This window comes from Pseudomonas sp. NPDC087346, assembly GCF_044744235.1.
GTDB lineage: Bacteria > Pseudomonadota > Gammaproteobacteria > Pseudomonadales > Pseudomonadaceae > Aquipseudomonas.
Genome location: NZ_JBIUXX010000029.1, coordinates 43,712 through 70,691, shown reverse-complemented (window position 1 = coordinate 70,691; position 26,980 = coordinate 43,712). Strand labels below are relative to the sequence as shown.

General features: G+C 59.8%; 25 protein-coding genes. 20 read left to right on the top strand and 5 right to left on the bottom strand.

The window, feature by feature from the left end; all coding sequences use genetic code 11:
• The first annotated feature begins 219 nt into the window (after positions 1–219).
• The 11 genes from waaF (at position 220) to ACIOZM_RS18125 (ending at position 12,015) form a co-directional block, all read left to right on the top strand.
• Positions 220–1,254: a lipopolysaccharide heptosyltransferase II gene (gene waaF / locus ACIOZM_RS18175; RefSeq protein ID WP_401216184.1), complete on the top strand. Its 1,035-nt coding sequence runs from the start codon at positions 220–222 to the stop codon at positions 1,252–1,254.
• Position 1,255: 1 nt separating this feature from the next.
• Positions 1,256–2,317, top strand: coding sequence for a lipopolysaccharide heptosyltransferase I (waaC, locus tag ACIOZM_RS18170; protein ID WP_401216183.1), 1,062 nt, complete (start codon positions 1,256–1,258; stop codon positions 2,315–2,317).
• Positions 2,317–3,438: a glycosyltransferase family 4 protein gene (locus ACIOZM_RS18165; RefSeq protein WP_401216182.1), complete on the top strand. Its 1,122-nt coding sequence runs from the start codon at positions 2,317–2,319 to the stop codon at positions 3,436–3,438. Before waaC ends, ACIOZM_RS18165 begins: the two co-directional genes overlap by 1 nt.
• Positions 3,439–4,245, top strand: a complete 807-nt coding sequence (gene rfaP, locus ACIOZM_RS18160) for a lipopolysaccharide core heptose(I) kinase RfaP (protein ID WP_401216181.1) — start codon at positions 3,439–3,441, stop codon at positions 4,243–4,245.
• A complete protein-coding gene (locus ACIOZM_RS18155; RefSeq protein WP_401216180.1) occupies positions 4,245–4,979 on the top strand; it encodes a lipopolysaccharide kinase InaA family protein in 735 nt (244 codons plus the stop codon). The genes rfaP and ACIOZM_RS18155 overlap by 1 nt, the downstream gene beginning before the upstream one ends.
• The gene (locus ACIOZM_RS18150; RefSeq protein ID WP_401216179.1) at positions 4,976–5,728 is read left to right on the top strand and encodes a lipopolysaccharide kinase InaA family protein; all 753 of its coding nucleotides are present in this window, start codon (positions 4,976–4,978) and stop codon (positions 5,726–5,728) included. The genes ACIOZM_RS18155 and ACIOZM_RS18150 overlap by 4 nt, the downstream gene beginning before the upstream one ends.
• Entirely contained in the window at positions 5,728–7,179 is a 1,452-nt protein-coding gene (locus ACIOZM_RS18145) for a lipopolysaccharide kinase InaA family protein (protein ID WP_401216178.1), read from the top strand. The genes ACIOZM_RS18150 and ACIOZM_RS18145 overlap by 1 nt, the downstream gene beginning before the upstream one ends.
• Positions 7,180–7,336: 157 nt before the next feature.
• Positions 7,337–7,672: a YceK/YidQ family lipoprotein gene (locus tag ACIOZM_RS18140; RefSeq protein ID WP_401216177.1), complete on the top strand. Its 336-nt coding sequence runs from the start codon at positions 7,337–7,339 to the stop codon at positions 7,670–7,672.
• A gap of 172 nt (positions 7,673–7,844) precedes the next feature.
• Complete coding sequence (locus tag ACIOZM_RS18135) at positions 7,845–9,599, top strand: carbamoyltransferase (protein ID WP_401216176.1); 1,755 nt, start codon at positions 7,845–7,847, stop codon at positions 9,597–9,599.
• Positions 9,592–10,500: a glycosyltransferase family 2 protein gene (locus ACIOZM_RS18130; RefSeq protein ID WP_401216175.1), complete on the top strand. Its 909-nt coding sequence runs from the start codon at positions 9,592–9,594 to the stop codon at positions 10,498–10,500. The genes ACIOZM_RS18135 and ACIOZM_RS18130 overlap by 8 nt, the downstream gene beginning before the upstream one ends.
• Positions 10,501–10,554: 54 nt before the next feature.
• Positions 10,555–12,015, top strand: coding sequence for a hypothetical protein (locus ACIOZM_RS18125; RefSeq protein WP_401216174.1), 1,461 nt, complete (start codon positions 10,555–10,557; stop codon positions 12,013–12,015).
• Positions 12,016–12,018: 3 nt separating this feature from the next.
• On the opposite strand, the gene ACIOZM_RS18120 is transcribed toward ACIOZM_RS18125, so the two are convergent.
• Complete coding sequence (locus tag ACIOZM_RS18120; RefSeq protein ID WP_401216173.1) at positions 12,019–12,672, bottom strand: toluene tolerance protein; 654 nt, start codon at positions 12,670–12,672, stop codon at positions 12,019–12,021.
• A gap of 125 nt (positions 12,673–12,797) precedes the next feature.
• Between ACIOZM_RS18120 and msbA the strand changes: the two genes are divergently transcribed.
• The 7 genes from msbA to ACIOZM_RS18085 all read left to right on the top strand — a co-directional run bounded on the left by msbA (position 12,798) and on the right by ACIOZM_RS18085 (position 21,044).
• Positions 12,798–14,618, top strand: coding sequence for a lipid A export permease/ATP-binding protein MsbA (msbA, locus tag ACIOZM_RS18115; RefSeq protein ID WP_401216172.1), 1,821 nt, complete (start codon positions 12,798–12,800; stop codon positions 14,616–14,618).
• Positions 14,612–15,508 (top strand): GNAT family N-acetyltransferase, encoded by an 897-nt coding sequence (locus ACIOZM_RS18110; protein ID WP_401216171.1) that lies wholly within the window; start codon positions 14,612–14,614, stop codon positions 15,506–15,508. The genes msbA and ACIOZM_RS18110 overlap by 7 nt, the downstream gene beginning before the upstream one ends.
• Before the next feature lie 4 nt (positions 15,509–15,512).
• A complete protein-coding gene (locus ACIOZM_RS18105; protein ID WP_401216170.1) occupies positions 15,513–16,913 on the top strand; it encodes a PIG-L deacetylase family protein in 1,401 nt (466 codons plus the stop codon).
• A gap of 64 nt (positions 16,914–16,977) precedes the next feature.
• Positions 16,978–18,399: a bifunctional D-glycero-beta-D-manno-heptose-7-phosphate kinase/D-glycero-beta-D-manno-heptose 1-phosphate adenylyltransferase HldE gene (hldE, locus tag ACIOZM_RS18100; protein ID WP_401216169.1), complete on the top strand. Its 1,422-nt coding sequence runs from the start codon at positions 16,978–16,980 to the stop codon at positions 18,397–18,399.
• A 130-nt stretch (positions 18,400–18,529) separates the two neighbouring features.
• Positions 18,530–19,504 carry a glycosyltransferase gene (locus tag ACIOZM_RS18095; RefSeq protein WP_401216168.1) on the top strand — a complete coding sequence of 325 codons (975 nt, stop codon included), beginning with the start codon at positions 18,530–18,532 and terminating at the stop codon, positions 19,502–19,504.
• Positions 19,505–20,212, top strand: coding sequence for a hypothetical protein (locus tag ACIOZM_RS18090; protein ID WP_401216167.1), 708 nt, complete (start codon positions 19,505–19,507; stop codon positions 20,210–20,212).
• A gap of 31 nt (positions 20,213–20,243) precedes the next feature.
• The gene (locus ACIOZM_RS18085) at positions 20,244–21,044 is read left to right on the top strand and encodes a hypothetical protein (RefSeq protein WP_401216166.1); all 801 of its coding nucleotides are present in this window, start codon (positions 20,244–20,246) and stop codon (positions 21,042–21,044) included.
• Positions 21,045–21,048: 4 nt separating this feature from the next.
• On the opposite strand, the gene ACIOZM_RS18080 is transcribed toward ACIOZM_RS18085, so the two are convergent.
• The 4 genes from ACIOZM_RS18080 to ACIOZM_RS18065 all read right to left on the bottom strand — a co-directional run bounded on the left by ACIOZM_RS18080 (position 21,049) and on the right by ACIOZM_RS18065 (position 24,558).
• On the bottom strand, positions 21,049–22,014 hold the full coding sequence (locus tag ACIOZM_RS18080; RefSeq protein ID WP_401216165.1) for a metal ABC transporter ATPase: 966 nt from the start codon (positions 22,012–22,014) through the stop codon (positions 21,049–21,051).
• Between the two features lie 31 nt (positions 22,015–22,045).
• Positions 22,046–22,858 (bottom strand): aldo/keto reductase, encoded by an 813-nt coding sequence (locus tag ACIOZM_RS18075; protein ID WP_401216164.1) that lies wholly within the window; start codon positions 22,856–22,858, stop codon positions 22,046–22,048.
• Positions 22,855–24,030, bottom strand: coding sequence for an NAD(P)/FAD-dependent oxidoreductase (locus ACIOZM_RS18070; protein ID WP_401216163.1), 1,176 nt, complete (start codon positions 24,028–24,030; stop codon positions 22,855–22,857). Before ACIOZM_RS18070 ends, ACIOZM_RS18075 begins: the two co-directional genes overlap by 4 nt.
• Positions 24,031–24,225: 195 nt before the next feature.
• Positions 24,226–24,558: a DMT family transporter gene (locus ACIOZM_RS18065; protein WP_401216162.1), complete on the bottom strand. Its 333-nt coding sequence runs from the start codon at positions 24,556–24,558 to the stop codon at positions 24,226–24,228.
• A 103-nt stretch (positions 24,559–24,661) separates the two neighbouring features.
• Between ACIOZM_RS18065 and ACIOZM_RS18060 the strand changes: the two genes are divergently transcribed.
• Positions 24,662–25,564 (top strand): LysR family transcriptional regulator, encoded by a 903-nt coding sequence (locus tag ACIOZM_RS18060; RefSeq protein WP_401216161.1) that lies wholly within the window; start codon positions 24,662–24,664, stop codon positions 25,562–25,564.
• 11 nt (positions 25,565–25,575) lie between these two features.
• A complete protein-coding gene (gene waaA / locus ACIOZM_RS18055) occupies positions 25,576–26,850 on the top strand; it encodes a lipid IV(A) 3-deoxy-D-manno-octulosonic acid transferase (RefSeq protein ID WP_401216160.1) in 1,275 nt (424 codons plus the stop codon).
• Positions 26,851–26,980 lie beyond the last annotated feature (130 nt).

Sequence of the window (26,980 nt, the reverse complement as noted above, 5' to 3'; positions counted from 1 at the left end):
CACTCCTACAAGGGATCTGTGGTGAACGCAGATCCCAGGCAAGACGAACAAACCCTGTGGGAGCGGGCTTGCCCGCGATAGCGGAGTATCAGACGACATCAATGTTGGATGTAACGACCCCATCGCGGGCAAGCCCGCTCTCACAGTAGATCTACAGTGTTTGTAGAATTCTCGAGGCGGGGAGGCGTAATGCCTCCCCGGTTCGTTTTTGGAAACCACATGAATATTCTGATCGTTGGGCCCAGTTGGGTCGGTGACATGGTGATGGCGCAGACACTGTTTCAGTGTCTCAAACAGCGCCACCCGCAATGCGAAATCGACGTGCTGGCCCCCGAGTGGAGCCGGCCGATCCTTGAACGCATGCCTGAAGTGCGCAAGGCCTTGAGCTTTCCGCTCGGCCACGGCGCGCTGGAATTGGCCACGCGTCGACGTATCGGCAAGTCTATGGCCGGCCAGTACGATCAGGCGATCCTGCTGCCCAATTCGCTGAAGTCGGCGCTGGTGCCGTTTTTCGCTGGCATCAAGAAGCGCACCGGCTGGCGTGGCGAGTTCCGCTACGGTCTGCTGAATGACGTGCGTACGCTCGACAAAGAGCGTTATCCGCTGATGATCGAGCGCTTCATGGCGCTGGCTTATGAGCCGAACGCCGATTTGCCGAAGCCGTATCCGCGCCCGAGCCTGCAAATCGACCCGGTGACTCGCGAGGCCGCCCTGGCCAAGTTCGGCCTGACCCTCGACCGCCCGGTGTTGGCCCTGTGCCCCGGCGCCGAGTTCGGCGAATCCAAGCGCTGGCCGTCCGAGCATTACGCCAAGGTCGCCGAAGCGCGCATTCGCGAAGGCTGGCAGGTGTGGCTGTTCGGCTCGAAAAACGATCACGCGGTCGGCGAAGACATCCGCGCACGGCTGATTCCCGGCTTGCGTGAAGAGTCGGTCAACCTCAGCGGCGACACTTCGCTGGCCGAGGCTATCGATCTGCTGTCCTGCGCTGACTCGGTGGTGTCCAACGACTCCGGCCTGATGCACGTTGCCGCTGCGCTGAACCGCCCGTTGGTGGCGGTCTACGGTTCGACCTCGCCGGGCTTCACCCCGCCGCTGGCCGAGCACGTCGAAATAGTCCGTCTGGGCCTCGATTGCAGCCCGTGCTTCGACCGTACCTGCCGTTTCGGCCATTACAACTGCCTGCGCCAGCTGATGCCGGACGCGGTCAATGATGCTTTGCAGAAATTGCAGGGCTCTGTGGTCGAGGTTCATTAAGTTGCGGGTATTGCTGATCAAGACTTCATCGCTGGGCGACGTGATTCACGCGTTGCCGGCGCTGACCGACGCTGCCCGGGCGATCCCCGGGATCAAGTTCGACTGGGTCGTGGAAGAAGGCTTTGCCGAGATTCCGACCTGGCACCCGGCGGTCGGCAAAGTGATTCCGGTGGCGATCCGCCGCTGGCGCAAGAATCTCTGGAAGACTATCACCAGCGGCGAGTGGAAACGCTTCAAGCAAAGCGTGCGGGCGAACAAATACGACTTGGTTATCGACGCTCAAGGCTTGCTGAAAAGCGCCTGGCTGACCCGTTACGTCAAAGCTCCGGTGGCCGGTCTCGACAAGGGCTCGTCCCGCGAGCCGATAGCCGCGCGTTTTTATGATCGCAAACTGGCGGTGGCCCGTGGTCAGCACGCCGTCGAGCGTGTGCGGCAGTTGTTCGCCATCGCCCTCGGTTATGACCTGCCCAAAGGCCTGGGCGACTACGGTCTCAACGTCGAACGTCTGGTCGAGTTGCCACGCAAGAACGCCTTCGTGGTGTTCCTGCACGGCACCACCTGGGACACCAAGCACTGGCCGGAAAGTTACTGGCGCGAGCTGACCGAACGGGTCGGCTATCTCGGCGTCGGCGTGAAACTGCCGTGGGGCAATCCGCTGGAGAAGGCCCGTGCCGAACGCATCGCGGCCGGTTTCAAACACGCTGAAGTGCTGCCGAAGCTGAACCTTGCCGGCGTCGGCAAAGTATTGGCCGGCGCTCAGGCCTGCGTGGCGGTGGACACCGGTCTCGGCCATTTGGCGGCGGCGCTGGATGTGCCGACGATCTCGCTGTTCGGCCCGACCAATCCGGGCCTGACCGGCGCTTACGGCAAGCTGCAGATTCACCTGGCCAGCGATTTCCCGTGCGCGCCGTGCCTGCAAAAGAAATGTACGTATCAACCGACCGCGCAGGATGCCCGTCAGTTTGACCTGAAGCGTGAACAGCCTCTGTGCTTCACGCGTCTGAATCCCGAGCGTGTCGCCAGCCGACTGAGCACGTTGTTAATGGCTGAGGAGCTGCGCTGATGCAATTGGCTTTTGTCCTGTACAAATATTTCCCGTTTGGTGGTTTGCAGCGCGATTTCATGCGCATCGCCCTCGAATGCCAGCAGCGCGGTCATCAGATCCGCGTCTACACGCTGATCTGGGAAGGCGACGTGCCGCCCGGTTTCGAAGTGCTGGTGGCGCCGGTCAAGGCGTTCTTCAACCATCGTCGTAACGAGAAACTCAGCGCGTGGATGGAAGCGGATCTGGCCAAGCGTCCGGTGGATCGCTTGATCGGCCTCAACAAGATGCCGGGCCTCGACGTGTATTACGCTGCCGACGGCTGCTTCGAAGACAAGGCGCAGAATCTGCGCAACTCGCTGTACCGCCGCTGGGGTCGCTATCGCCACTTCGCCGAGTACGAGCGTGCGGTGTTCGCCAAAGACGCGAAGACCGAAGTGTTGATGATTTCCGAAGTGCAGCAGCCGCTGTTCATCAAGCACTACAACACGCCGCTTGAACGCTTCCATCTGCTGCCACCGGGCATCGCCCAGGATCGTCGACGTCCGGCGAATGCCGACGAAATTCGCGCTGGTTTCCGCGCCGAATTCAATCTGAAAGACGACGAGCTGCTGCTGGTGCAGATCGGCTCCGGGTTCAAGACCAAAGGCGTTGATCGCAGCCTGAAAGCACTGGCGGCATTGCCGTCCGAACTGAAGAAACGCACCCGGCTGTTTGTAATCGGCCAGGATGACCCCAAATTGTTCCAGATGCAGAGCGTCACTTTGGGGCTCGGCGACAACGTGACGTTCCTCAAGGGCCGCAGTGATATTCCGCGTTTCCTGCTCGGTGCTGATCTGTTGATCCATCCGGCGTACAACGAAAATACCGGTACGGTGCTGCTGGAAGCACTGGTCGCCGGGTTGCCGGTACTGGTCAGCGCGGTCTGCGGTTACGCCCATTACATTGCCGAGGCGGATGCCGGGCGAGTGCTGGACGAGCCGTTCGATCAGGCGCAGCTGACGCAATACCTGACCGACATGTTGAACGACGACGCTGCACGCGCGGCCTGGAGCCGCAATGGTCTGGCCTTTGCCGATACGGCCGACCTCTACAGCATGCCGCAGCACGCGGCCGATGTAATTCTGGCGGAGCACGCTTAAATGAAGTTGATGCTGGCTGAACCGTTCAAGAGCCTGTGGGCCGGACGCGACCCGTTCGCCGAAGTCGAGGGCTTGCAGGGCGAGGTTTACCGCGAGCTGGAAGCCCGCCGGACGCTGCGCACGGAAGTCGACGGCAACGGGTTTTTCGTCAAGATCCATCGTGGTATCGGCTGGGGTGAGATCTTCAAGAATTTGCTGACCGCCAAGCTGCCGGTACTCGGCGCGGGTCAGGAGTGGAAAGCCATCCAGCGTTTGCAGGAAGTCGGCGTGCCGACCATGACTGCCGTGGCTTACGGCGAGAAGGGCAGCAATCCGGCGGATCAGCATTCGTTCATCGTCACCGAAGAGCTGGCGCCGACTGTCAGCCTCGAAGATTTCAGTATCGACTGGGTCAAGCAGCCGCCGCAGCCCAAGCTCAAGCGCGCGCTGATCGCCGAAGTCGCACACATGACCGGGATGATGCACCGCGCCGGGGTCAACCATCGCGACTGCTACATCTGCCACTTCCTGCTGCACACCGACAAACCGGTGACGGCTGAAGACTTCAAACTCTCGGTGATCGACCTGCACCGCGCCCAGACCCGTGCGAAGATCACTCAGCGCTGGCGCAACAAGGATCTGGCGGCGTTGTACTTTTCCGCGCTGGACATCGGTTTGACGCGTCGCGACAAGCTGCGTTTCCTCAAGGGCTACTTCCAGCAGCCGCTACGGCAGATTCTGGCTGAAGAAGCGCCGTTGCTGAGTTGGCTCGAAGGCAAGGCCAACAAACTCTACGAGCGCAAGTTGCGCTACGGGGATGCGCTCTGATGGCGGGTTGGAATCTGGAGCCGCAATACAGCGATCTGGCTGCTGACTTCGGCAGTCTCGAAGCGGTTTTTGCTCTTCAAGGCGAACGCCTGACCCGCGATCCGCTGTCCGAGGTCATCCGGGTACAACGTAACGGCGTCAATTATTACGTCAAGCGCTACGTCGGTGCCGGCAAAGGTCTGCGCCGCTATCTGGGCAAGCCGCGGGTCAAGATGGAGTGGCAGAACCTCAAGCGCTTCGCCAAGTGGGGCATCCCCACCGCCGAAGTGGTGGCCTGGGGCCTGGAACGCCGAGGTGCAGCGTATGATCGCGGCGCGATGATTACCCGCGAACTACCGAACACCGAGGATCTCTCGGCATTGGCCGAACGTAAAGATCCGAAGCTCACCGACCGTGCATGGGTCGACGGTATCAGCCGGCAGTTGGCCGGTTATACCCGGACAATGCACGACCAGCGCTTCACCCATAACGATTTGAAGTGGCGCAACCTGCTGATCGACGATCGGGCGCAAGTGTTTTTGATCGATTGCCCGAACGGCGAGTTCTGGCGCGGTTTCTGGCTTAAATACCGGATCACCAAGGATCTGGCGTGCCTCGACAAGGTGGCCAAGTATCATCTGTCGAACACTCAGCGCCTGCGCTTCTATATGCAATACCGCCAGTGTGACCGGCTGAATGCCGCCGACAAAAAACGGATCCGTCACGTGGTGAGATTTTTCGAGGGACGCGAATGACTGATTTTCTCGCTGCCGAAGACCGTGCGCTGCTCGAGCGCCACGGCCTCGGCACTTTCGACGCCTTGTGGGCCAAGCAGCTTGAAGCGGTGGATGAGCCGAACACCGATGGCGGTGGCTGGAGCAGCGTGTTTCGTCTGCACCTCGAAGGGCACGTCTACTACCTCAAACGGCAGAGCAATTACCTCACTCGTACGTTGCACGCGCCGTTTGGCGAGCCGAGTTTTGCCCGGGAATTCCGCAACATCAGCCGCTATCGCAAGCTCGGCATTCCGGCGCTGCAAGCGGCGTTTTTCGGGCAGCGCAAAGTTGACGGCGAAGTCCGCGCAGTCCTGCTGACGCGCGCACTCGATGGCTGGGATGACCTGGATTCGTTGTTGCACGGCTGGTCGGGTCTGAGTGACGCACAACAATCGGCCATTCTCAGGGCCTGCGGGCAGCTGGCGCGGTACCTGCACGGTGTGCGTCAGGTACATGGCTGCTTTTACCCCAAGCACATCTTTTTGCAGGCCAGTGGCGAAAGCTACAAAGCGCAATTGATCGATCTGGAAAAGACCCGGCCGTTACTGTTCGGTCAGCGTGATCGGGTCAAGGATCTGGAACCGCTGCTGCGCCGTGCGCCGGAGTGGAGCGAAGCGCAGTTGCGCGAGTTGCTGTCGGCGTATGTCGAGCAACCTGCGGACAGTCCACTGGTCGACACCTGGATTTCGCGGTTGACTGCCCGACGCAGTCACAAGGAGACCCGTTAATGCTGTTGTCCGACCTGAAAAATGCCGGGCGCGCGCCGATTCTGCCGCTGACCATTTCTCTGGCGGACGCTGCTGGCGTGGCGGATTTGCAGTTGCTGAGTCTGCTGCGGGTGTTGCCGGGGCAGCGATATGTCGGTGCCGGCGTGTGGCGCGGTCGGCCGGTGTTGGCCAAGTTGTTGGTCGGCAGCAAGGCTGCGCGGCATTTTCAGCGTGAACTGGATGGCGTGCGTCTGCTCGCCGCTCAAGGCATGACCACACCGTTGCTGTTGGCCGATGGCCTGAAGGATGGCGAAGGCGGCTGGCTGCTGTTCGAGTTTCTTGAAAGTGCGCAAAGCCTTGGGGACGCCTGGCAGCAGGTCGAATCGCTGCCGATGCTGGCGGATGAACAGTCAGCGGTACTGGCCGAGGCACTTGGTGCAATCGGCCAACTGCATGGCAAAGGTCTGTGGCAGGAAGATCTGCACCTGGACAACTTGCTGCGGCAGGGCGGTCAGTTGTATCTGATCGACGGCGCCGGCATTCGTGCCGAGACCGCCGGACAACCGTTGTCGCGACAGAAAGTCCTGGAAAATCTGGGTGTGTTTTTCGCCCAGTTGCCCAAGTCGCTGGAACCCTTCACCGAAGAGTTGCTGGTGTATTACCTGCTGAGCAATGGTGAGCACGCGCTGCCGCTGGAAGCTTTGCAGAAGCAGATCGACAAGGTGCGAGCGTGGCGCCTGAAGGATTTTCTGATCAAGGTCGGCCGTGAATGCACGCTGTTCAGTGTGCAGCGTGGCGCCTTCGGTCTGCGCTCGATTCGTCGCGAAGAAGAAGCCGCGATGCTGCCGGTGCTGGAGCAGGCCGATGCCTTGCTTGATCGCGGTCACCTGTACAAGACCGGGGGCGCAGCGAGCGTCGGCAAGGTTGAGGCGGGCGGGCGCACGTTGGTGATCAAGCGCTACAACATCAAAGGTTTTGCCCACTGGCTCAAGCGCTTCTGGCGACCGAGCCGTGCCTGGCATTCGTGGCGTGAGGGTAATCGGCTGGCGTTCCTCGGCATCGCTACGCCGAAACCTCTGGCAGTGCTGGAAAAGCGTTTTCTGTGGCTGCGCAGTCGGGCTTATCTGGTCACCGAATACCTGCCGGGCCCGGATATCATCGAGCGCTTTGCACCGTATGTCGAAAGCGGCGCGGCGCCGGAATCCGAGTTGAAAGCGCTCGATAACCTGTTTGCCACGTTGATAGCCGAGCGCATCAGTCATGGCGACTTCAAGGGCCACAACCTGTTCTGGCGCGATGATCGTTGGGCATTGATCGATCTCGATTCGATGTGTCAGCACGGCTCGGCCAACAGCTTCTTTGCGGCGTACTTGCGTGATCGGGCGCGGTTCATGCGCAACTGGCCTGAAAGCAGCGCGTTGTATCAAGTGATCGATCAGCGTCTGCCCAAAGATATCTCGAGCGCCGCTTAAACCTGCTCGCGAAGAGGTCAGCAAAGTCACCGAAAATTTTCTGTGGGCAAAAGCGGACAAGCATTACTGACTTGTCCTACAGCCACCCCAGAACCCATGAACTGTGCCCCGTCCAGTCCCGATGCTAGTTTGCCCCGACACTTTCGGAGGGCAAATCTTGACGATAAAACAGACTGTGACGCTGGGCGCTTTTTCCTGGTTTTTATCCGGCTGCGGCACCGCTGTTTCGGTATTGCAGGATGACGCTGACGTTGCCCGGGATATGCGCAAACAAAAGACTTACTGCCAATCGATTCCACGGATCTACAGCGGCCTGGCCTACGATTTCTGCGTGTTGAATGCTCCGCCAGACCCTACCGGCGTACTGCTGCCGTTTGTGTTACTGGATCTGCCGCTGTCAGGCGTATGCGATACCGTAGCGTTGCCTTATACGATTTACCGTCAGGTTGCCGATGGCAACATCAGTATTTATTGGCGAAAGGGCGCTTATTAAGCCAACGGAGAAGCTTTATCCGCCCTGATCAAGCTGAGGCAATTCGTACAGGGTAATTCCGTTCATGTTTACGCTATAATCCCGCCCTTTAGCTGTCACTCGCCCGTTGCGAGGGCACATTATTTTTCAAGGCGCACTGCGCCTGCATGCAGACTAAAGAGGCTAGACCCCTGTGGCATTGACGATTCTTGGCCTGTCCGGCGCCCTTAGCCATGATCCATCAGCAGCCTTGTACATCGACGGCAAGCTGGTGGCTGCGGCAGAAGAAGAGCGCTTCGTACGCGATAAGCATGCAAAGAACCGCATGCCCTACGAGTCGGCGAAGTTCTGTCTGGAACAGGCCGGTATCAAGCCGTCCGACGTTGACGTGGTGGCAATTCCATTCGCCCCGATCAGCCTGTTCGGCAAGGCCCGCTGGCACTACGCCAAGCGCTACTGGTACGCGCCGGATCGCGCCCTCGATGCGATCCTGATGGGCAATCGTCGCTACAAGCGCTACCGCAACAAGATCGTCTGGTGCCTGGAGCAACTGGGCTTCGATCCGAAAAAGATCAAGATCGAGCCGGTCGAGCACCACCTGGCCCACGCTTCCAGCGCTTACCACTGCTCGGGTTTCAAAGAGAAAACCGCGATCCTCGGCATCGACGGCAAGGGTGAGTACGCCACGACCTTCTTCGGTTACGGCGAGAACGGCAAGATCCACAAGATCAAAGAGTTCTTCGATCCGGACTCCCTCGGTGGCCTGTACGGTGCAATCACCGAGTTCCTCGGTTTCGAGATGCTCGACGGTGAGTTCAAGGTCATGGGCATGGCGCCGTACGGCGACGCCAGCAAATACGACTTCTCGCGTCTGGCCTCGTTCGAGAATGGCGAACTGGTGATCAACACTGACTACGCCAACGTCATCGGTCTGCGTCGCTACAAAGAGAAAGGCAAGGGTTTCTACTTCTCGCCGAAGCTGATCGAGTGGCTGGGTCCGAAGCGCGAAGGCGACATCGCCGACGAGCCGTACATCCATTACGCCGCGAGCATGCAGGCGCTGTTCGAAAAAATCTCGCTGCAGATGATCGACTATTACCTGGGCGACGTGCTCAAGGAAACCGGCAAACTGGCATTCGCCGGTGGCTGTGCGTTGAACGTCAAGCTCAACCAGAAAATCATTGCCCGCGACGACATCAAAGAGCTGTTCGTGCAGCCAGCGTCCGGTGATGCCGGCACCGCAGTCGGCGCAGCCGCTTATGTGTCCCACGCTCGTGGTGTACCGGTCGAGAAGATGGAGCACGTCTACCTCGGCCCTGAGTACAGTAACGAAGACGTGATCGCCGCATGTGCCCGTCACGGGAACAAGCCGAAATGGCGCAAGCTCGACAACATGCCGGAGCAGATCGCCAAGATCATGGTCGATGGCAACCCGGTGGCCTGGTTCCAGGGGCGCATGGAGTTCGGTCCGCGTGCACTGGGCGGTCGTTCTATCATCGGTTGCCCGAGCATTCCGGGCGTGGCTGATCGCATCAACCACCAGATCAAGTTCCGCGAGCGCTGGAGGCCTTTCTGCCCGTCGATGCTCGACACCGTCGCGCCACAGATGATCAAGATCGATCACCCGGCGCCGTTCATGACCTTCACTTTCGAAGTGTCTGAAGAGTGGAAGACCCGCGTGCCGGAAGTCGTCCATGAAGACGGTACTTCCCGTGCCCAGGTTCTCAAGCGCGAATACAACCCGCGCTACTACGACATGATGAAAGCGCTGGAAGTGCTGACCGGTAACGGCGTGTCGCTGAACACCTCGCTCAACCGTCGTGGCGAACCGATGATCTGCTCGCCGACCGATGCGTTGAACATGTTTTTCGGTTCCGACCTGCAATACCTGATCATGGAAGATATTCTGGTAGTAAAAGAGGGTGTGGAAGGTTACGGACTTGACTGAAATGCTGATCAGCGTCGTGATTCCAGCTTATAACTACGCCCGAACACTGCCCAGGGCAGTGGAATCGGTATTGGCGCAGCTGGATGAAGCGGCGGCTGATTTGCTCGTCATCGATGATGGTTCCACCGACGAGACGCCAGAGGTGCTGCAAGCACTTCTGGAAAAGTATCCGGGTCGCTTTCGCAGCTTGCGGAAAAGCAATGGAGGACTGTCTTCGGTGCGCAACCGAGGGATCGAGGAGACGACCGGGCAGTATCTGGTTTTCCTCGACTCCGATGACGAGATGGCGCCGGGCGCTTTGGCAGCCTTGGCGCAGCACATTGGTGAAAATCCTCATAGCCGGATGATCATTGGTGCGCATTGGTCGGTTTTTGCCGGGGGGAGGCGCAGCCTGCAAATGGCCAAACCCCTGCCAGCGACTTCGCGTCAGTGTGTTCAGGGGTATCTGCTGGACAAAACCGTATCGATTTCCAATGGTGCCAGCGCGATGCATCGGGAGGTGTTCGCGCCGGGCAACTACCCCGAACACTTGCGTAATGTCGAAGATCTGCCAGTGTTCGCCCAAGTGCTGGCACGCTTTCCGTGCAGTGTTCTGAATCAGCCTGTTGCGCTGATCTACAAACACGCCGACAGCATGCGCCACGATTTGCGTCAAAGCCTCGCTGCCGGTACGGAGCGGGTTGTTGACGAGGTTTTTTCCGTGCGGCGCATGCCTGAAGAGTTTCACGATTTGCGTCAGGCATTTCTGGCGCAGCGTTGCCTGTCGCTGTTTCGCGACTGCTACTCCCATAAAGAATACAAACTGGCCCGAGCGTTCTACTTTCAGGCGCTATGTGCCGACTGGCGGACGCTTACTCGCTGGTCATACACTCGCAAGGCTATACGTCTGTTGTTTCGGTGAATGCTCGAAGGTGTCGTTCGCGAGCCTTGTTGTGAGTGCGGTTGAGGGGGTTGGGTGAAAGGAACGCGCAATAAAATGGGAGCTCAGATCTCCAGAATTGTGAATGAGCATCCGGTATGGCTGGCGTTTTTCGCCAGCGTGTTGCTATCACTGGTTGCCGTGATGGGTAGCGCGACAGTCGCACGCGATGCAGCCCTTTACATTGATATCGCCCAGCGGGTCACGCTCCTCGGGCCGAATGTAGCCTGGGAGTCTTTTGACTGGCCCTGGTTTTCGTTACTTCTGGCGGGTACGCATGTTGTTCTGCACTTGCCGCTGGAGCTGAGTGCCTATCTCTGGTGCGGCCTGTTCTTCGCCGGCACCAGCGCGCTGATGGTGGATTGCATCCGCCAGCGTTCCCCCGAGATTGCCCGCTGGGCCTGTCTTGTGATGCTGGCAATGCCAGCGGTCAATAGTTTTCGAGATGACATCATCCGCGAATGCGGGTTCTGGTTCTTCTGCACCCTGACGTTCTGGCTTTCGATGCGCTGGCAGGCTCGCGGCGGCTGGTTGCGGGCGGCATTCATTCATCTGGCGATCGTGGGTGCGGTGTTTTTTCGGCTTGAGGCTTTATTGTTATGGCCCGCACTGGCGCTTTGGCAACTGCCCAATCTGTGGGCGCCGCAACGGCGCAAACAGTTTTTTCAGTTCGCATTGTTGCCCTTGATAGGCTTGGTGGTCGTGTCGGTGTCGGGAGCGCTGATGTCGGCCCGAATGATGATCTACCTGGACATGATCTCGCCGCATAGCGTGTTTTCTTCGTTTCAATTGCTGTGTCAGCAATTCGCTAACTCGCTGGTCAACAAGTATTCGCAGGACGACGCCGGTCAGATCATCTTCTTCGGCATTCTGGCGACCATGGCGATCAGTTTTGTGAAGCTGATGGGGCCTTTTGCCGTCCCCTTCGTTTTGCGTCGTAACTGGGGGATTCTGGGTGCCTACTGGCGTGACTATCGTCCGTTCGCCTGGGCGGCAGTGCTGTATCTGCTGGTATTGGTGCTGTTCTTTATCAAGCAGCAGTTCATGAACAGCCGATACATGAGCTTCCTCAATCTGCTGTTTGTGCCAGTGCTGGCGATGGGGCTGGCGGCTTTTGTCAGCCAGTTTCCGCGTTTGGGCAAAGCGCTGGTGGTAGTGGGGTTGCTGGTGATGCTGTCTAACGTTCTCTCGTTCGGGGCCGGCAAGACTCATTATGTCGAGGCAGGCCGCTGGCTGTCTGCGCATGTCGAGCCGGGCGCGCCGGCCTACTTTGAGGACGGGCGTATCAGTTATTACGCTGGTCGCGGCTACGTGCTTCCGACGTTGACCCGAGAAGAGGCGATGTCGGCCGCGCAGGCAGACAACTATCGCTACTTCCTGATTGATGCGAAGGGTGATGAGCCGTGGCTGAACGATTGGCTGGTTGCACACAAAATGCGCATCATCGAGCACTTTGCCAATCGCAAGGGCGCGACGATATTGGTCATCGGCAAGTAAGGATCAGTCGAGCAGTGGGCGCAGGCGTGCAATCAATGGCGCTTGGCGGTTGCTCGGCAAGGCCTGGCGGTAACCTTCGATGAAGGTGTCGCCAGCGTCCTGCCCCAGTAGCCACTGGCGGTCTTCCTTGTAGCGCAGCAGGTGGGCGAAGTTGCGCAGGCGCTTGCTGTCGCTCAGCGCACGTTTCTGGCAGCGCAGATCGGCAATGTCGATCAGCCCCAATTGATTGTCCGGGGTCAGCACTACGTTGCCGAAATGCAGCGATCGAAAGTACACGCCTTTGTCGTGCAGTTGCGCGAAGTACCCACCCAGCTTGAATCGCAGGGCGTCGGCTTCCTCGTTATTGTTCTGCAACTGGCGAATGGTCATGCCGGCCAGCGGGTCGTAGTAGACACCGTCACGTTCAATGCTCGGTATGCGATACACCGCGATGACCTTCGGGCACAGAATGCCCCGCTGTTCGAGGGCGCGGGTGTTGTCGGCGAAGCGTTGCGCGTAGGGATAAAACAGCGCCGAACTGAGCAGTCGCTTGCGGCGAAACAGCTTGAGCATGCGGCCATCGGCCAACTTGAGCACCTTGTCGCCGGAACCGTCGGCTTCCAGTACGTGCGCACCCTTACGCAGTGCCTCGTAGCTGTTGTGATCAATCGATTGCATGCCTGACTCCCCATCGTGAGCCGGCTATCTTAACCGACTTGGCCGAGAGCTGGCTTCCCGTCATGTTTATTGGGGGGAAAAGGCCTGTGATATCATCCGCGCCTCACTGATTTGCGCGGATTACCATGAGCAGCCCTGAACCGAAAGCCCAGTCTACGCTGGCGATCTACTTCCGTCTTTTGGCTTACGTGCGGCCTTATGCGGGCCTGTTCATTCTCAGTATCGTCGGGTTTCTGATTTTCGCGTCGACCCAGCCGATGCTCGCCTACATCCTCAAATACTTTGTCGACGGACTGGCCAACCCCGAGGCCAGCCTGTTCCCGGGCAATCCTTACCTTGGCAAGTTGCAGTTGCTGGAGACCGTGCCGCTGATGATCGTCTTCATCGCACTGTGGCAGGGCGTGGGTTCGTTTCTGGGCAACTTCTTTCTGGCGCGGGTTTCGCTCGGCCTGGTCCATGACCTGCGAGTTGTACTGTTCAACAAGCTGCTGGAATTGCCCAACCGCTTTTTCGACAAGAACAATTCCGGCCACCTGATTTCCCGCATCACCTTCAACGTGACGATGGTAACCGGCGCAGCCACCGATGCGATCAAAGTGGTGATTCGCGAAGGCATGACCGTGATTTTCCTGTTCTGCACCCTGCTGTGGATGAACTGGAAACTGACCCTGGTGATGGTGGCGATCCTGCCGCTCATCGGCGTGATGGTGAACAGCACCAGCCGTAAATTCCGCAAGCAGAGCAAGAAGATCCAGGTTTCCATGGGTAACGTCACCCACGTGGCGTCCGAGACCATTCACGGCTATCGCGTGGTGCGCAGCTTTGGTGGCGAGACCTACGAAAAGCAGCGTTTCCGCGACGCCAGCCAGAGCAATACCGACAAGCAACTGACGATGACCAAAACCGGCGCGGTGTATACGCCGATGCTGCAATTGGTGACTTACAGTGCCATGGCGGTGGTGATGTTTCTGGTGCTCTACCTCCGTGGCGATGCGTCGCCGGGCGATCTGGTGGCTTACATCACCATGGCGGGCCTGTTGCCCAAGCCGATTCGTCAGCTCTCCGAGGTCAGCTCCACCATCCAGAAGGGCGTGGCCGGTGCCGAGAGTATTTTCGAGCAACTGGATGAACCTGCCGAAGTGGATCAGGGCACGGTCGAGCGTGATCGTCTCGACGGTCGTCTGGAAGTGCGCAATCTCAGCTTCCAGTACCCGGACACCGAAAAGCAGGTGCTCAACAACATCAGCTTTGTGGTCGAACCGGGGCAGATGGTTGCTCTGGTCGGGCGCTCCGGCAGCGGCAAATCCACGCTGGCTGGCCTGATTCCGCGCTTTTATCAGCATGCACAGGGGCAGATTCTGCTCGACGGCGTGGAAGTGCAGGACTTCACCTTGCGCAGTCTGCGTCGTCAGATTGCTCTGGTGACCCAGCAGGTGACTCTGTTCAACGATACGGTGACCAACAACATCGCTTACGGCGATCTGGCCGGCGCACCTTTCGATGAGGTCAAGCGCGCTGCAACCGAGGCTTACGCCGACGAGTTCATCATCAAAATGCCGCAAGGCTACGAAACCATGGTCGGTGAAAACGGCGTGCTGCTGTCCGGTGGTCAGCGTCAGCGCATCGCCATCGCCCGCGCCCTGCTCAAGGATGCGCCGTTGCTGATTCTCGACGAGGCCACTTCGGCCCTCGATACCGAATCGGAACGGCACATTCAGGCGGCGCTGGATCATGTGGTGCAGAACCGCACGACGCTGGTGATTGCGCACCGTTTGAGCACCATCGAAAAGGCCGACCTGATTCTGGTCATGGATGAGGGGCAGATCGTCGAGCGTGGTACCCACGCGCAACTGCTGGAGCAGAACGGCTATTACTCGCGGCTGCATGCCAGAGAGTTTGAAGAGGGTGACGAATCGCAGCCGGCCCATGTGACGGACGTATGCTGAGCATGTTTCGCGCCTGGCGCGAACGTGGCTGGACCGAGATTGACCGTGATGCCTACGCGCAGGCCTGGCAGCGTTTTGGCGGCAGCTTTGCGACTCACCCCGAAGTGGTCGAGCGCCTGTCGGCGTTTTTGGGCATCAAGCTGCATTACCTGGGCTGGGTCGTTGATGGCGACGTAGTCGGCGCCGTTGCCTGTTGGGGGCGTCATGTCGCCCTGTCCAAGCAAGTGCTCAAGCGCGAAGGCAAGCGCGGCTTGCTCGACATGGGTAATGCGGAAATCATCCTGCCCATCGCTGCGGAGACAGTCGTGCCGGTGCGCCAGCGCGCCGCTTATGTCTCCCAGCTCAATGCCGACCAGATCAGCACTCTGAAAGCGCAACCCGAAGGTCTGGCGCTGGCCAGGGCCCCGGAAGACTATTCGAAGAAGTTTCGCTATAACCAGCGGCGCGAGCAGCGTCTGCTGGAAGAGGCGGGTGGCTCGCTGGTTGCCATGTCCGGGCTTGCCCCTCAGGAGCAGGCTACGATTTACGGCGATCTGTTTCAGCGTCGTTGGGGGTTTGAAGTGCCCGGCAAGGCTGGACTGGTTGAGGTCTTCACCTTGCTGCGCGAATTCATGACCGGTTCGCTGGTGATGCTCGATTCTGCGCCGGTAGCGGTCCAGATTCTCTATCGAGTCGAAGCACCGCAGTGGGTCTCGCTGGAGTACGTCAACGGTGGCGTCGACCCGCAGAGTCGCGAGTTCAGTCCCGGCAGCGTGCTCAGTTTCGTCAACACGCAGCAGGCCTGGGCGGATGCGCAGGCGCTGGGCAAACCCCTGCGCTACTCATTCGGTCGTGCCGATCGCGAATACAAGGATCGCTGGTGCCACACGGTGCCGGTCTACCAGGTTTGAATTGATGAGTGCGCGCAAGCAACAGCTGCTCAAGATCCATCGGCGCAACAAGCGCTTGTTCCTGATTGCGTTTCTGTTGGCGCTGGCGGTGGTCGGTTTTCTGATCGGCTGGTGGCTGGTGCCGCTGTTGCTGGTGCTGGCGTGGGTCGCCCACGAAGCGTGGTTTGCTGATCATTTGTTCTATCGTCCTGGCGACGACTATCAATACGACTTTCCTGCGGACACGCCAAGTCAGGCCATCAGCCTAGAAAACGGCTTAGTGCGCTTGGGCGGGCCATTGGCGCCAGGCGAAACCCTCGTACTTGAACTTCAATTGAAGGCCTCCTGGCTGGGGCGCTGGCTAGACCCTTGCGTCAAAATCGGCAATGACCGGCAGGAGTTCGAACGAGGCGTCAAGGGCAAGCGTTTCCTCAATCTTTCCGGGCAATGGGAGGCGTTGGAGCAAGGTTCGCTGAAGCTGTGCGGGCGTCATTGCAGCGTGAGTGCCAAGGGCACGCTCTGGGTCATGGCCAGTCCCGACTACAGCCGTCAGCGGGTGATGGTCATTGCGCCGCATGCCGATGATGCCGAGCTGGCTGCTTTTGGCCTGTATAGCCAGAGCGAAGAGGTCAGCATCGTCACCGTGACTCAGGGGGAGATCGAAGCAGAAGAGTTCCAGCGTCTGGGCTTGAATCAGGCTCAGGCGGCCCGTTTGAAGGGGCGCCTGCGCAGTTGGGACAGCCTGACCATCCCTCTCTGGGGCGGCGTGCCCGCCAGTCATTGCGTGCAATTGGGCTATTACTGTCTGCAATTGCCGCCGATGGCCGAAGAGCCGGCCAAGGCATTCGGCTCCCGCGAGTCCGAGGAAAGCGACGTGCGCAGCGTGCGTCGGCATAACCCTGTTGCTCTGCCGGCTGATCTGGATGGCGCTGCGACCTGGCAGAATCTGGTCGCAGACCTGACGGCACTGCTGGAGCATTTCCGTCCGCAAGTGCTGGTGACTCCGCATCCCGAACTGGACCCGCATGGCGATCATGTCGCGTCCACCCGCGCGCTCCTTGAGGCAGTCGCTGCCAGCAACTGGAAGCCGACGACGTTGCTGATGTACGCCAATCACCTGCATGACAATGACCGCTGGCCGATGGGCCCTGCTGGAAGTGGCATCGCGTTGCCGCCAGCCATCGAGCCGTTACCTGCTGACCGACTCTGGAGTCCGTTGGTGTCGCCGGATGTGCAACTGGACAAGGCGATGGCGCTGGCCATGGAGCACGATCTGCAAGGGGCACCGGTGTTCAAACGCCAGTTACGTCGCTGGATACAGAGGGTGCTGGCGGGGCGGCGTTGGCCTGAAACAGGCAGTAACGAGTTTTTCCGCAAGGCAGTCCGGCGTCATGAATTGTTCTGGGTGCGCGACCTTTCAGAATGAGGCGGACGACGCTTTACCCTGTGTTAATATCGCGCCCCTGTTCATTTTGTATGTGGGTTGCTCCATGAAGTTGTCCATGCCGCGTTTCGATCAAGCGCCTGTCTTGGTAGTCGGCGATGTCATGCTCGACCGTTACTGGCATGGCGGAACCTCACGGATTTCCCCTGAGGCCCCGGTTCCGGTCGTCAAGGTCGAGCAGATCGAGGATCGCCCGGGTGGCGCTGCCAACGTTGCCCTGAACATCGCCGCGCTGGGTGCTCCTGCATCGCTGGTCGGCGTGACCGGCGACGACGAAGCCGCCGACAGTCTCGGCAACAGCCTTGAGGCTGCGGGTGTGCGGGCGTTGTTCCAGCGCATCGCTCACCAGCCGACCATCGTCAAGCTGCGGGTCATGAGCCGGCACCAGCAATTGCTGCGTATCGACTTTGAAGAACCCTTCTCCACTGACGCCCTGGCCCTTGCCTCGCAGGTCGATGATCTGCTCGAAGGCGTCAAGGTGCTGGTGTTGTCCGACTACGGCAAAGGCGCACTGAAAAACCATCAGGCGCTGATCCAGGCAGCCCGTGCCCGCAACATTCCGGTGCTGGCCGACCCCAAGGGCAAGGATTTCTCGATCTATCGTGGCGCGAGCCTGATCACCCCGAACCTCAGCGAATTCGAAACCATCGTCGGCGGTTGCGCCGATGAGCACGAACTCGTGAGCAAGGGTGCCACCCTGATGCACGACCTCGAACTCGGTGCGCTGCTGGTGACCCGTGGCGAACACGGCATGACCCTGCTGCGACCGGATCATCCGGCGCTGCACCTGCCTGCCCGTGCCCGCGAAGTATTTGATGTGACGGGTGCTGGCGATACCGTGATTTCGACCCTGGCGGCGGCGATTGCTGCCGGCGAGGAGTTGCCTCACGCGGTGGCCCTGGCCAACCTGGCCGCAGGCATTGTGGTCGGCAAGCTGGGTACGGCGGCCATCAGTGCACCGGAACTGCGCCGCGCGATTCAGCGCGAAGAAGGTTCCGAGCGCGGTGTGCTGGGGATCGAGCAACTGCTGCTGGCGGTTGCCGACGCCCGTGCGCACAACGAAAGAATCGTTTTCACCAATGGCTGCTTCGATATTCTGCATGCCGGCCATGTGACCTATCTGGAACAGGCGCGCGCCCAAGGCGATCGTCTGATTGTCGCAGTCAACGACGATGCTTCGGTCAGTCGCCTGAAAGGCCCTGGCCGTCCGATCAACAGTGTTGATCGGCGTATGGCTGTATTGGCTGGATTGGGCGCCGTGGACTGGGTCATCAGTTTTGCTGAAGGCACGCCGGAAAACCTGCTGCGTGAGGTCAAGCCGGACGTGTTGGTCAAAGGTGGGGATTACGGCATCGAGCAAGTGGTCGGCGCGGATATCGTGACTGCCTATGGCGGTACGGTGAAGGTTTTGGGGTTGGTTGAAAACAGCTCGACAACGGCGATTGTCGAGAAGATTCGCAATCGTTGATCCAGTGAATACTTTCCGTTGTGTACTGCGTATGAACGGGTTTTGCCGTGGGGATTTAACCGTTTCTTTTGATGTCGGCTGCTACAAACCCGATGCGCTTGCCTGTACTTGTCACGTGGTAACTTAATTTATGAAAGTCATGCTCCTGGTGATGGACGAGCAGCGAGTCATTCTGGATCGGCTGTACGAAATCGTGCAGCAGAACTGCGATGAGTGTTCCATCTTTCGTCTGAGTAAAAAGCAGCAGATGAACCTGGGCTCGTTTCTCGCCTCTGTCGATTATCAGACCTTTGACCGGGTGGTGATCTTCTCTCGCGTGAAACGCCTGGCGCCACAACTGCGTGTGCTCAAGTGCATCCCGGGGCTGATCTTCCTCGAACACGACGCCTACCAGAACTACATGCCCGCGAGTAAGTACCGCAAGGTCTACTCGCGGCTCTACAGTCGCCTGCCAAGTTGCCGGGCGTTGGTGTCCGGGGCCGTGGTTGCTCGCAAAATGAACGCCGAAGGCATCGACACGGTGTTCGTTTCCAAGGGCTATGACGAGCAGATGCTGCGTAACACCGGTGCCGAGCGCGACATCCCGATTGGTTTCCTCGGTAGCCTGAAAAGCACTGAATACGCCCAGCGCAAGGCGATTCTCGAGTCACTGTCCAAGCGCACCGGCATGCTGGTGACCCGTACCAAGTCCGGTGCTGAATATCTGGAAACGCTCAATCGCATCCGCATCTTTGTCAGCGCCGACATTGGCATGAATGAATTCATGATCAAGAACTTCGAAGCGATGGCCTGCGGCTGCGTGCTGCTGGCGTGGAGTCAGGGCGAGGAAGACACGCTGCTGGGTTTCGAAGACATGCACAACACGGTGTTCTACCGCAGCGAAGACGAGGCGGTAGAAAAGATAAAACTGTTGCAGGGCGATCCTGCGCTGGCCGAGCGCATCGCCGCCAATGGGCAGGCGTTTGCCGAAAGCCGTTATTCCTTTGCCCGCGTCGGGCAGACCCTTGCCGCTGAAATCCAGCGTGAAATGCGTCCGTGGCAGCCGCCTTCGGCGTTCACCCAGTGGTGGGTAAAATTGCGCTACGGGATGAAGGTGCCGGTCTAAATGAAGGAGCATCAACCGCCGAAAAACGGCGAATACATGGCGCTGGATGCGCTGCCCGGCGGCGATCAATGCGTTCCCGATGCTTTTTCGTCGGCCTTCAAGGCCTGTTTGCAGCGCGCCCCTCGAGTGGTGCTGATTGCCAACAACCCGGCGATTACCGCCGCTGATTTCGCTGGATTGAACATAGGCGTGGATGACGTCGTGGTCAGTTTCAATACCTGCGTCAAGGCACCCTTGCTTGACCCGCGCAGCGTCAATGTCCTGGTTCATGGCTTCAACGCACCGGATGCGTACTTTTTCGGTCTGCCCCGCAGCCCTCAGGTTCAGCAACTGGTCGAGCAGGCCGGCGAGCGCAGTTTCACCATGCTGGTCGGGGTAACCGGGGCGATGAGTCCCGTGCCTGGTGTGGCACTTTTGCGCGAGCGAATTCCACTTCCGCCGCTGTGGAACTACCCGGTTGATCGCCCGGGCGGCAAGCGTTATGTCGGCCCCTCCACGGGGTTCAACGCTCTGGTGTTGTTTGACTGGTTACGCGTTCATAGCGGATACACCTACCAGCTCATGACCCTGGGTTTTTCCAATGAAGCTGGAAAACTCTGGGGCGGACACGCCTGGGACTACGAGCGCGACTGGCTGCAACAGGCCGGCGTCACGGTTGTGGCTCTTCAGCCGCGTCCTTGGTGGCAACGGTTACTGCGTCGCAAATGAGCGGCGAATCACTATTAAAAGGTGCTGTTGAGTGTTGAAAGTTGCAGTGGCTTTTTTCGGAATCCCAAGAAATTCGCAGATCTGTTTTCCTTCCATCGAGGAGAACGTGCTAGCGCAATTGCCTGCGGATTGCGAGGTGAAATGTTTCTATCACCTCTACAAAGTCGACGAAGTACAAAACACCCGTTCGGGCGAGCAGGGTGAGTTGAGCGCCGATAACTACCGGCCTTTCGAGTCGATGACAGGTTCGCTTACATCAACTGAGGGCGTGCTGGAGCGTTGGGATTTCGAGCGCGTGAAGTCACTCGGCGATACTTGGGCGGACGACTATGCGTCGCTGCGTAACCTGATCTTTCAATTGAATTCGCTGCACACCGTGACCACGGCCATCGAGTCTTTCGATCCCGACTTTGTTGTGTTCGTACGCCCGGACAATTTCTTTCACACGCCGTTGCCGGCTTATGTGTTCAAGGCTCCGCAGGCGCGCCGCCACAACGCCTACATTCCTGATTGGCAGTGGTGGGGTGGATTGAATGATCGGTTTGCCATTTGCGGTCGTGATACTTACGTCGCTTACGGTAAACGCATCGAGCGCATCTTCGATTTCTGCAAGGCTACTGGAAGAAAGCTGCACTCCGAGCGGTTGCTCAAATATGCACTGCAACAGGCTGATGCGAAGGTCTGCACTCTGAAAACCCAAGCCTCCCGCGTGCGTATCAATGGTGCGTTCGCCGAAGAATCGTTCTCTCCCAAACGCGGCATGGGCAAGCGCGAGAACCGTTATTTCCACTTCTTCGCCACGCTGCGCACCTTCATGGATCGCCAGCGCTAGAGCGTTACTTGCTGGCGCTGCGCTTGACCAGTCCGACCAGTTTCAGTGCCTTGATGCTCAGTTGCTTGAGGCTCTGACGCGGTGCCTTCGCCGGCAGCAAGCCTTGTTGCGCCAGCCAGTCCTTCCAGCGAATCCGCTCTTCGCGTACCACCCAGCCGTCCTGTCGGGCAAAGCTCTCGGCCAGATACAGGCCGCGGGTGCCTGCCGGATACAGCTGACCCTTCTTCAGCGTGTAGAGCTCTGCAAGTGGTTCGCCATCCTGTAGCGGCATCAAATACAGATCGGGACGTTTGCGGTCGAGCCGGGCCACCAGTTGATCGCCTTCCAGGCGTTCATCGACGTGGAACAGGCTCAGGGATTTGGCTTCCTTGGGCACTTCCAGGCGCAGGTCATAAATCAGTTGCAGAGAGGCGGTCGGCAGATGCACGTAGGCCCGTGGACGCTCCTGCAATTGCAGATTGGCGCAGCGCACCGGCAGTGCCGAGCCGGACAACGGCGTCAGACGAAACGGCAGCGCCTCGCGATAATGCAGCGCGGAGGAGTAAGGCGCTGGCAGCCAGGTATCGTTGAAACGGCCGCCGAGCCAGCCTTCGGGGGTTTCCAGCAAACACTCTTCGGCGATCTCCTGGATCGCTGTGTGCAACGGAATATTCAATTCGTGAGCCGGCACGTAACCGGAAATCAGCTTGAGCACGACGTCGCCGCGATCCTGCCTGCGCTGGCGCACCAGCACCCAGTAATCACGATTCTGCCAATGCAGAGTCAGGCGCACCGAGACCCCGAGGTTGGCCAGTTCCAGGGCAAAGCGTTCGGCATCCGCGACGCTGACCGGTTTGCGCCGCTGCAAGGTCTGGGCAAAATTCAGCGGCATGCCGACGCTCTGATAACTCAGGCCTTCGGGCGTGGCTTCGACGAATAGCGGCAGGGTCTTGAAGTTGCTCGGGTTCTTTCTGATGAGCGTGCGCGGCATGTCGGCTCCTGCTTAAGGCCGCGAGGCGGCGTCAATGACCACGAAGGACCTGGGCAGCGGTCGCAACGTTGTGGGCGAGGTGCAGCGGATTGATCGTGCCGACAATAGCACTGGCGACGCCAGGCTGTTGGAACAACAACTCGAAACTGGCGCGAACCGGATCGACGCCGGGACTCAGGCACACGTGACCGCTGGCCAAAGCCTTCTTCACTAGAATGGCTTTGCCGTGAGCAGCAGCATAGTCAATCACGGCCTTCTCGTTTTGCTCATTGAGATTGTAAGTGACCATCGCGCAGTCGCCTTGCTCCAGCGCTTTCAGCCCGCCCTCGACAGTTTTGCCGGAGAAGCCGAAGCCGCGAATCTTGCCCTCGGCCTTCAGCTCCGCGAGGGTTTCATAGACTTCGCTGTCGTTGAGGATTGCCAGATCGTTGCCGTCGGAATGCACTAATACCAGGTCGATAAAATCCGTTTCCAGACGTTGCAGGCTGCGCTCAACTGACTGGCGCGTGTGGGCCGCGCTGAAATCGTGGTGCGACAGGCCATCGGCAAATTCTTCGCCGACCTTGCTGACGATGACCCAGTCGTTTCGCTGGCCGCGCAACAGCGGGCCGAGGCGTTCTTCGCTGCGACCGTAAGCTGGTGCGGTGTCGATCAGGTTGATGCCCAGTTCGCGGGCCTGCTTGAGCAGCATTTGCGCCGCGTCGTCGTCGGGAATCTGGAAACCGTTGGGGTATTTCACCCCTTGATCGCGGCCGAGTTTGACCGTGCCCAGGCCCAGCGGCGAAACCATCAGGCCGGTGCTGCCCAGAGGGCGATGCAAGTCATGCAGGGTTGGCAGGCTCATGGCAGCAGTTGCTCCCAGGCCGGGACGCCCATCGGTGGTTTCGGCAATTCGGGCAGTGGCTCGGCAGCACTTGGCTGGATACCGTCGCGCTCAAGGGAGGCGATGACCCGGTCGGCGAAGTCCGGCGCCAGCGCCAGTTTGGTCGGCCAGCCCACCAGCAGGCGACCCTCTTCGGCGAGGAACGCATTGTCAGGTCGGGTCAGGCCCGATTGCAGCGGTTCGGCGCGATCCACGCGCAGGGTTGCCCATTGCACGGTGCTGAGGTCGATCCACGGCAGCAACTGGCCGAGTTCTTTCTGCGCGGTAGCGATCTGTTCAGCGGGCTCGCGGGCCACGCCTTCGCTTTCGGCGATGTCGCCGCCCATATACCAGACCCAATTGCCATCAGCCGCCGGATGCGTAGTGACGGTGATGCGCGGTTTGGTGCCGCCGCCCAGGCAGTGGGCGTACAGCGGTTTCAGGCTCGGGCCTTTGGCGATGATCATGTGCAGCGGACGGCGTTGCATGGCCGGTTTGGTCAGACCGAGGTCAGTCAGCAGTGCGGCGGTGCCGGCGCCGGCGCTGAGCACGATGCGCTGGGCGCGGATCTGGCGACCATCGACCTTGAGGCCAATCAGCACGCCAGCGTCGAGCAGCGGCTCGATCACTTGGCCGGCGAGCAAGCCGTCGCCGGCCAGATCCGCCAGACGCTGGATCAGGCTCGGTACGTCGACCACCAATTCGGCGAGGCGATAGACCTTGCCCTTGAAGCGCTTGTCTTGCAGGGCGGGCGGCAGTTGATCGCCCTTGACCTGATCGACTCGGCCACGCACGGCTTTGCTGGCGAAGAAACTGGTGAGATTGCCGGCGAGGGTGCCGGGCGACCACAGATAGTGGGCTTCGGACAGCAGGCGCACGCCGCTCAAGTCCAGCTCGCCGTCACCGGCCAGCGCTTCACGCCAGCGGCGTGGCATGTCGGCAATGGCTTCGGAAGCGCCGGTCAGCGCACCGTGCAGTGCGTACTTGGCGCCGCCGTGGATGATGCCTTGCGACTTCACACTCTGCCCGCCGCCGAGGCTGGCGCTTTCCACCAGCACGGTCGAAAAACCCTGACGGCGCAGGCGCGCATTCAGCCAGAGGCCGGCGACACCAGCGCCGACAATCAGAACGTCGGTGGAAATAACGGATGGCATGCAGCGACCTCAGTGTTCAAGACGAGGGCGCAGTATACAGACTCGTGAAAGAGGGGAATTGTTGGTGATCAACAGGCTGAACGCAAAGCCTGTAGGAGTGAGCCTGCTCGCGATAGCGGCGGGTCAGTCAGCTTAAATGTCGAGTCGACTATAGCTTTCGCGAGCAGGCTCACTCCTACATTGGAGCGGTGTGAATCAATGGCCGGCAGTTTTCGAGAACAGCTGGATCACCACCACACCTAACACAATCAGGCCCATGCCCATCATGGCCGGTACGTCCAGTTTCTGCCCGTAGATGAACAGCGCCGCGACGCTGACCATCACGATGCCCATGCCGGCCCACACTGCGTACGCGACGCCCACCGGCACCGTGCGTACCACCAGCGTCAGCATCCAGAACGCGATGGCGTAGCCGCAGATCACCAGAATCAATGGCAGCGGCGTGCTGAAGCCTTTGACCGCTTTCATCGAAACAGTGGCGATCACTTCGGCACAGATGGCGATGGCCAGGTAGGCGTAGGCGTTCATGGTTCAATCCTCAAGTAAAACGTTGCTTTCTGAGGTCGGCATTCTAGTGATTCTCCAGATGGGGTAAAGTCATTACCTATCTGTTTTGAAGATGGGCTTGCTGATGAACATGCAATGGAATCTGGATCAACTGCGCGTGTTTGTCGACGTCGCCGAACAGCGCTCGTTTTCCGCGGTGGCGCGGCATCAGCGCAAGGCACAGTCGGCGATCAGCAGCGCGATTGCCCTGTTGGAGGCGGATTTGGGCGTCAGCCTGTTTGAGCGTAGCAGTGGACGCCAGCCCAGCCTCACCGAAGCGGGGGAGGCGCTGCTTGAGGAGGCGCGCGAGGTGTTACGCCAATGCGAGCGCCTGAACGGTCGGGCCATGGCGATGATGCGTGGTCAGGAAGCGCAATTGCGCGTGGCGCAGGACGAGGCGATGCCCTATCAGGCGCTGGTGGAAAGTTTCGGCGCGCTGGCCGAGCAGTTTCCTAGCCTGGAAGTGCAACTGACCAGTGCCGCCCAAGGCGAAGTCGCGCGCAAACTGATCGAGCGTCGCGCCGATCTCGGCCTGTTGTTCTATCACGACGAAATTCCCGAAGCACTGGAGCGACGGGTGCTCGGCAGTGTGGAAATGGTCACCGTCTGCGGGATCAATCATCCGTTGGCGACGCAGTCCTACGTCACCTGCCAGCAACTCGCGCAACACCGGCAGTTGTTGATGTCGACGCAAACCAGCGTCTATCCGGGCAATGAACCCGCCAGTCCACAGGTATGGCGCGCCGACAGTTTCTACGTGATGGCCGAATGGCTGGTGCGCGATCTCGGCTGGGCCTGGCTGCCACGCCATGTCGTGCAGTATTCGGCGTATCAGGGCTCGATGGTCGAACTGGACAGCGAATGGACCCCGCCGGCATTGGTCGTCGAGCTGGTCTGGCGCCGCGATGAGCCGCTGGGGCCGGCGGCGCGTTGGCTCGCCGAGCGTTTTGCCGTGCACTTGCGGGCGATCGGTGACAAAAGTCGATAAACTCCGCCGCCATGAATAGAACTCTCTACACCGCGCTGTTTTATCTGGGGCTGCCATTGGTGGCGATTCGGCTGTGGCTGCGGGCGCGCAAGGCGCCGGCGTACGCCAAACGGATTGGCGAACGTTTCTCCTACGGGATGCCGACGCTGCAACCCGGAGGCATCTGGGTACACGCGGTGTCGGTGGGCGAAAGCATCGCTGCCGCGCCGATGATCCGTGCGCTGCTGCAACGTTATCCACAGCTGCCGATCACCGTGACCAGCATGACTCCGACCGGCTCTGAGCGGATTCTGGCGCTGTTTGCCAACGAGCCGCGCATTCAGCACTGCTATCTGCCGTATGACTTGCCGTGCGCTTCGGCGCGTTTTTTGGATCGGCTGCAGCCAAAACTCGCGGTGATCATGGAAACCGAACTCTGGCCCAACCACATTCACCAATGCGCCAAGCGCGGGATTCCAGTAGCGCTGGCCAACGGCCGGTTGTCCGAGCGTTCGGCCAAAGGTTATGGCCGCTTCAGCAAGCTGACCGCGCCGATGCTCGCCGAAATGAGCCTGCTCGCGGTGCAGACCGAAGCCGAGGCGCAGCGCTTCCGTGACTTGGGCGCACGCCCGGAAGCGGTCGAAGTGACCGGCTCAATCAAGTTCGACCTGACCATCGACCCGCAACTGCTGCAACGCGCCGCCGAGTTGCGCGGCCAGTGGCAGGCGCTGGAGCGTCCGGTGTGGATCGCCGCCAGCACCCACGAAGGTGAAGATGAAGTGGTGCTTAGCGCCCATCGTCGGCTGTTGGCCAGTCATCCCGATGCGCTGCTGATTCTGGTGCCGCGTCATCAGGAGCGCTTCAATCCGATGTTCGAGTTGTGCCAGCGCGAAGGTTTCGCCACGGTGCGGCGTTCGACCGGCGTCGCTGTCGATGCCGGTACGTCAGTGCTGCTCGGCGACACCATGGGCGAGTTGCTGTTTCTTTATGCGCTGGCAGACAGCGCGTTTGTCGGCGGCAGTCTGGTGCCGAACGGCGGGCATAACCTGCTGGAGCCAGCGGCGTTGGCGAAACCGGTGATCAGTGGCCCGCATCTGTTCAACTTCCTCGACATCGCCGCGCAATTGCGCAGCGCCGGGGCGTTGGTCGAAGTCGATGATGCCGAAGGGCTGGCGGTGGAAGTGCAGCGCCTGTTCGAACTGCCTCGCGATGCGCAACGCATGGCCGAGGCCGGGCTGGCAGTGATGCGCCGCAATCAGGGCGCGTTGCAGCGGTTGCTGGATGGGTTGGGCAGACTGATCAAGTAAGTCAGCACACAGAAAAGCAAAAGATCGCAGCGTGGCGCCGCGCCAAAAGGGCAAAAAAATACCAATTTTTGTGCTGGGGGCCGCGGCGGTAGGTTGGTTTTTAGGGGTTATGGCCGGGCGGGGTCTGGGG